Source organism: Mesorhizobium sp. M2E.F.Ca.ET.209.01.1.1, from assembly GCF_004010375.2.
Taxonomy (GTDB): domain Bacteria; phylum Pseudomonadota; class Alphaproteobacteria; order Rhizobiales; family Rhizobiaceae; genus Mesorhizobium.
On record NZ_SADP02000214.1, the window covers coordinates 1 to 428 of the forward strand.

1 protein-coding gene is annotated in these 428 nt (G+C 63.1%); it reads left to right on the forward strand.

Annotation, left to right across the window (positions count from 1 at the left end):
- Positions 1 to 428, forward strand: a 428-nt coding sequence (locus EN852_RS35350; protein WP_135879641.1) for an LptF/LptG family permease, incomplete at both ends; no start/stop codon positions are given.

Below are 428 nucleotides of genomic sequence, written 5' to 3' on the forward strand. Positions count from 1 at the left end.
GGCCTTCGAATGCCCATGATCATGCTGCAGACGGTGCCGTTTGTCGGCTTGTTCTCGGCGATGGCGACGCTGGTTTCGCTCAACCGGCGGTACGAACTTGTCATCGCGCGGTCCGCGGGCGTTTCCGCCTGGCAGTTCCTTTTGCCGTGCTGCATCGGCGCACTGCTGTTCGGCGCCGTCTCGGTCGGAGTCATCAACCCGCTCGCCGCGCACGCCTTCTCCTTGTCCGAACAGATCGAGACGCAGCTGCGCTCCGGCAAATCCAACACGGTTTCGGCCGACGCCGCTCCCTGGATTCGCCAGAAAACCAGTTCCGGCGATACGATCATCGGCGCGCGGGCCATCCTCGACCAGGGTCTGGAGATGGCCGACGCGGTCTTTTTCATCCTCGATCAGCAAGGCAATATCGTCGAGCGCAAGGATGCGGC